General features: G+C 59.3%; 7 protein-coding genes. 1 reads left to right on the forward strand and 6 read right to left on the reverse strand.

Going from position 1 to position 4665, the window contains the following annotated elements:
• Window positions 1-569 precede the first annotated feature (569 nt).
• Window positions 570-824, reverse strand: a complete 255-nt coding sequence (locus tag ACIQ36_RS18380) for a hypothetical protein (RefSeq protein ID WP_395832027.1) — start codon at window positions 822-824, stop codon at window positions 570-572.
• 275 nt (window positions 825-1099) lie between these two features.
• Here ACIQ36_RS18380 and ACIQ36_RS18385 point away from each other — a divergent pair, with 275 nt between their 5' ends.
• On the forward strand, window positions 1100-2782 hold the full coding sequence (locus tag ACIQ36_RS18385; RefSeq protein WP_395832029.1) for a MobA/MobL family protein: 1683 nt from the start codon (window positions 1100-1102) through the stop codon (window positions 2780-2782).
• Between the two features lie 178 nt (window positions 2783-2960).
• Here the strand turns inward: ACIQ36_RS18385 and ACIQ36_RS18390 are convergent, their stop codons facing one another.
• The 5 genes from ACIQ36_RS18390 to ACIQ36_RS18410 all read right to left on the reverse strand — a co-directional run bounded on the left by ACIQ36_RS18390 (window position 2961) and on the right by ACIQ36_RS18410 (window position 4415).
• Window positions 2961-3194 (reverse strand): hypothetical protein, encoded by a 234-nt coding sequence (locus tag ACIQ36_RS18390; protein ID WP_395832031.1) that lies wholly within the window; start codon window positions 3192-3194, stop codon window positions 2961-2963.
• Window positions 3191-3391 (reverse strand): hypothetical protein, encoded by a 201-nt coding sequence (locus tag ACIQ36_RS18395; RefSeq protein ID WP_395832033.1) that lies wholly within the window; start codon window positions 3389-3391, stop codon window positions 3191-3193. Before ACIQ36_RS18395 ends, ACIQ36_RS18390 begins: the two co-directional genes overlap by 4 nt.
• A gap of 3 nt (window positions 3392-3394) precedes the next feature.
• Window positions 3395-3592, reverse strand: coding sequence for a hypothetical protein (locus tag ACIQ36_RS18400; RefSeq protein ID WP_395832035.1), 198 nt, complete (start codon window positions 3590-3592; stop codon window positions 3395-3397).
• An 81-nt stretch (window positions 3593-3673) separates the two neighbouring features.
• Window positions 3674-3946: a hypothetical protein gene (locus tag ACIQ36_RS18405; RefSeq protein ID WP_395832037.1), complete on the reverse strand. Its 273-nt coding sequence runs from the start codon at window positions 3944-3946 to the stop codon at window positions 3674-3676.
• A gap of 28 nt (window positions 3947-3974) precedes the next feature.
• The gene (locus tag ACIQ36_RS18410) at window positions 3975-4415 is read right to left on the reverse strand and encodes a helix-turn-helix domain-containing protein (protein ID WP_395832039.1); all 441 of its coding nucleotides are present in this window, start codon (window positions 4413-4415) and stop codon (window positions 3975-3977) included.
• Between the last annotated feature and the right edge of the window lie 250 nt (window positions 4416-4665).

A 4665-nucleotide genomic window follows, 5' to 3' on the forward strand; every position in this document is an offset into this window, starting at 1 on the left:
TCTAAGGAGCCTTTTTTAAGCGCTCCGACCTCGCCCATTTTTGGCGCGCTTGCGCGCCCCCCCTACCCCCCAAAAATTAAAAAAAAGGATGGGCCTGTGGTCAGGTTGCGGATCGGGGCGCGGGCATAGCGAGCTTGCGAGCCCCCCGCCCCGACAGTCCACAGCCTTGTGCTGTGGGCTGGCAAGCTGTCCACAGGTCTGCTGTCTCCGTCTTTCATGGTGATTTTAATAAAATCCAATATATTTCGCGTCGTGTCCAGAAATCAGACACAGATGTCGTAGGGGTACGACATCGTCCCTCCGGTCTCATTAGCGGAATCGGCCCAGGTGGGACGATGGGGGCAAGCCCCCGCGCCTAAGGGCGCTCCCCCAAAGTGCCGGGGCGCTGCCCCTTCGATAGCAAGGGTAAAGGCTTCGCCCGAAATCCTCCCCATCCTCCCCATGCTCGGGCTAACGCCCTGTGCGTGGGTCCGGGTGGGTCCGGTTTCGCCCTTGCTATCGCTCCCCCCGCGTTCGCCACGTGGCAACGGTTCAGGGGAAACCCTGAACCGTCTTTCTAAGGGGATTACCTACCGGCCATTGCGAGCGTTGTGCACGTCGGCGACCGATGTTCGGAGGATTTTGGCGGCTTCTGGAGGATTCCGGCCTGTTTCTTCATAAACCTTCGTGGCGACTGCCTGACGAAGGTTCGGATCGTTGAACATCCTATCAAGGAGGACATCGGGCGTTAAATTCTGGCGCCGTTTTCTTTCCTCCTCGATGGCGTTTAGCTCAGCACGCAGCTTGGCTTCCTTCGCTGCTAAAATTTCGTCACGAGTTGCCATTATCATCGCCCCCTTTATAGGAATTAGGCTAGGGATTAGTCTAGAAATTTTCCTAGCAGTCAATGCTAAAAATTCTTTCGTTGGTTCGAACAACTGCGGTTCAATCCCGCGATCTTCCTCTCGTTTCTGCCGTCTGTATTACGAGACTTAGTGAGGAGCGCAGCGACGAGCTTAGGCGAGTGCGCACTTATGGGTTTGCTTCGCAAACCCGCGCGTCGGTGGTATGGTGGGCACTGCCTGCCCCCCTCCCCCGAACCCCCAACCCCCCGGCACCCATGGCGATCTATTCCCTCAACCATTCGGCTATTGGTCGCTCGACGCACGCGGCTGGAACTGCCGCGGCCCATGCCGGCTACATTCTCCGGCCGAGTGCTTGCACGGCAGTAGCCGGCGAGCACGTGCCGGAATGCGGACCGGGCAACGCTGCCGCCGTTCGTTCTTGGCTCGATGGCCAAGAAGCGAGCGACCGCAAAAACGGGCGGGTGCTCGACAAGGTCCGGGTCGCGTTCCCCATCGAACTGAACCCCGACCAGCAGCACGCCCTTATCAAAGATTTCGGCCAGAGGCTCACCGGGGGGCAGGTCCCCTGGTTGGCCGCGATCCATAACGGGCCGCAGGATACCGACAACCCACACGCTCATGTGATCGTCCGCGACCGCCACATCGAAACCGGCAAGCGGGCGCTGGCTTTGTCGGAAAAGGGCAGCACCGATAAGATCCGTGAACTCTGGGAGACGGTCGCCAATGAGCACCTGGCTCGGGCTGGACGACCGGAGAGGATCGACCGACGAAGCTTAGTCGACCAGGCGGAAGCCGCGCGCCTGGTCGGCGACCACGAGAAGGCGGCGCAGCTCGACCGAGCGCCGACAATTCACATCGGGCCGAAGGCGCTGGCCATCGAGGCGAAGGGGCTTAAACCAATATCAGCACCTAAGCCCGAAGGGGCGCGCGTCATCGACTATCCGAAGATCGACAAGGGCCGCTCACGTTCAGACTACAACGCTGAAATCATTGACTTAAACCAGCGCCGCGAGGCGTTGCGGATGGAGCCGCCGCCACCCGGCCCGTCAGTGCAGAGAGTAATAACCACGCAGGATGATAAGCCGAATCCCGCGCCCGCCGTCGATCCACTGAAGGCGGCGCACGAGCGGAAACGGAAGGTCAAACGGTACTGGCAACTGGTCGATGACATCGAGGATGACGACACCCCCTCACCGATGACCGATGCGGAGAAGGCGGCAGCAGTCGAAAAGCTGATGGACCGTGCGGAGTGGAAGCAGGCGTTCGAGGCCAAGAACGCGCTCGAAGCGGCACAGAGGGCCGTGAAAAACCACGATGTGAGCAATCGGCCTAGCAACCCCCTAGCGGGCCTCTGGAGGGCCGCTAGGGCGCTTGTCGGTGCTGACCCTATCAAAGCCCAGCGGCAGGGGCTGCTAGACGCGCAAACAAGGGCGGAGGGCCATCTGAAGAAGATCACGGAGGGATGGGCACCGGGCGGCGCGCTGCGCCTGAAGGCCGAGATGGAAGCGTTTCGTCAGGTATCGGCCCAGGTCAGTCAGATCGAGGGGCGGCGCGCTCATCTCACGGCCAAAAAGGACGAAGCGCGCGACCTCTATCGAGAAGTCGGCCAGGAGATCGAGGCGACCAAACCCGCGCGCCAACGGCTCAAGGACTTGGCTACCCTGAAGGCCAGCTACGCTGCTGACGAGAAGGCCCATTCGGCCATGAAAAGCACCCGAAAGCTGCTGACGGGCTGGGGCGACGATCACGCCGAGGCTGTAATACGTTTGGAGCCTGATGACCGTATGCGGTCCAAGCTTGAGAAGGTCCACGAATGGGCACAGCGCGAAGCGGCTTTCGCTGACCCGGCCCGCCGCGCTGAGTTGGAGCGGCAGGCCGAGGCGCAGCGGAAGCCGGAGGATGATTACGGTCCGGGGCTGTCGATGGGCGGGCCTTAGTACCCTTTCACAAAGTGAAAGTAGGCTCCACCGATTATGAAAACATAAAAGAACACGGCGGTTAGGACATTGAACTGTGCAATTAGCAAGAACAGGGTAACAGGTAGCGTGATGATAAAGCCGAGAGCATAAGCGATACTCTCTATAATGGACCGTTCTTCGTTCGTTGGGGCGTCGGTCATAGTTTCCACCATGAGAAAGGATTGAACAGACTCCGGTGTTTGCTCTTCAGGGGGCTTTCCCAGGGGTCTTGCCCGTGCCAATCGGGAAAGGGGTTCGACAATTCCTGGTGTAAATCATAAATCCCTGTGTTCCGACGCTTCCTCTTTTTACCGCTGCCGTTAAATCCCGCCGAGAAAGCATCGGACATACCTTCGATGAACACAGCAGCCAGTTTTGCATGAACACTCATGATTTTACCCTTTCCAACAGGTTGAAAGTATCACGGAAAAGAGCCTGATCTGCTTCGGTCAGGTAAGGGATTATTTCGACGAACGGTGAGACATCGTTAATGTCTAAATATTCGTCGGCCAAATCGCCCCACTCATCGGACGTGAGGGGGCGTTCCCCGGCGAGCACTGCGGCGGGGAGGAATTGTTTCAGGTTCATGGTTCAGCCCGCCAGAAATTTGGCGGCCATTGAGCGGGCTTCCACGGGATCATCGGTCCCGAAAGTCGCCATGAGACGGGCGAGCCCCTCGGTGCTGGTGTCATGGAGCCCGGCACCGAACGCGGTCCATTCGGCTTCGGTAAGATCGCGGCCACCGGATTCGACATCGGGTGGTATCAGGCTTAAAGCCTTGGTCGTCATGGGAGTGTACCTCTCCTGTGATCCGCTTCCCGGCCAATCCGAGGGCGGGCTGGCCGGGGTTGCCGCCCCGGCCAGCGAAAACTACGGCTTCAGGAAGAGCCTCAGGGACACCGCAACCAGAAGCGCCAGCACGGTGGCGAGCATCCAGTTGTGGACCTTCTGAGTTGCCTTCACTTCAGCGATTTCCTTGGATAGTCGATGCTCAACATCGCCGATCTTCTGATCGAGGCGGTGTTCCGTACCGACCAGATCGGACCGTCGAGCGGCCTCCGTCTCCAAGAACTCCGAAAGAGCTTCCACCTGGGGCTGCGAGAACCCGGCCTCTACGAGTTTGAAGGCTGGAAGAGTGCTCATGCTGTTTTCCCGTTCTCGATTTTTGAAATCATAACTCAGTCTCTTCGAGTGTCCGAACGGGCAAATCTGGCTCAAACCCTGGGAGAGCCGGTTCCGAAGGTGGCGCAAGACCGGGGCCGGTGGGAAGTTGGCGTTCACCACGGTAGAGAGAAGGGATGGGCCGCAGTGGTTCTTGCGCCCCCAATTCATCGGCGTCGGGCTGTTCCGCATCGCTGACGATGATCGCGGCGCTGAAGGTGCTGTACCGTATGCCGTCTCGTGGGCCGCTCCAGGTGACGCGGTCGTTCAGCACATATGCGTTCACCGTACCCCGGTCGCCGATTTGCCTGACTTCGAGCCACCGATGGTCGGCCAGGACTTGCAGCGCGTTTTGCACTCCGCGCCGAGACGCACCCGTAAGTGCCGCCAGCGTTCCGTGAGATATGACGACGGCATTGTGTTCGCCGGTTCGTGCAGTCAACAGGTGCATGACTTTCGCAGCCAGGGGGCTTTTTGTTATTAGCGCCGCCCAGGCTTCGTGAGCAGCCCGTTCCGTCTGAACCCAATCGCCTCGGTGCTTCTTGATGGGTATAAGTGCTTCCATTTACGGCACCCGCATTTCTCGTTTCTGGAAGCAGAATGCGCAGGGGTAGGCATTTTGGTCAAGCGATTTCTGGAAAGACACTTCCGAAAACAGGAAGTTCAGTGCGCAGGGGTGCGCACTCTAGAGTGCGCAGGGG

This window comes from Elstera sp. (assembly GCF_044372965.1).
Classification (GTDB): Bacteria; Pseudomonadota; Alphaproteobacteria; order Elsterales; family Elsteraceae; genus Elstera.

Bases quoted from the DNA above. Each gene is read 5' to 3' on its own strand.
- ACIQ36_RS18405 (WP_395832037.1), bottom strand. From the start codon at position 3,946: ATGAGCACTCTTCCAGCCTTCAAACTCGTAGAGGCCGGGTTCTCGCAG.
- ACIQ36_RS18395 (WP_395832033.1), bottom strand. From the start codon at position 3,391: ATGAACCTGAAACAATTCCTCCCCGCCGCAGTGCTCGCCGGGGAACGC.
- ACIQ36_RS18380 (WP_395832027.1), bottom strand. From the start codon at position 824: ATGGCAACTCGTGACGAAATTTTAGCAGCGAAGGAAGCCAAGCTGCGT.
- ACIQ36_RS18410 (WP_395832039.1), bottom strand. From the start codon at position 4,415: ATGCACCTGTTGACTGCACGAACCGGCGAACACAATGCCGTCGTCATA.
- ACIQ36_RS18400 (WP_395832035.1), bottom strand. From the start codon at position 3,592: ATGACGACCAAGGCTTTAAGCCTGATACCACCCGATGTCGAATCCGGT.
- ACIQ36_RS18385 (WP_395832029.1), top strand. From the start codon at position 1,100: ATGGCGATCTATTCCCTCAACCATTCGGCTATTGGTCGCTCGACGCAC.
- ACIQ36_RS18390 (WP_395832031.1), bottom strand. From the start codon at position 3,194: ATGAGTGTTCATGCAAAACTGGCTGCTGTGTTCATCGAAGGTATGTCC.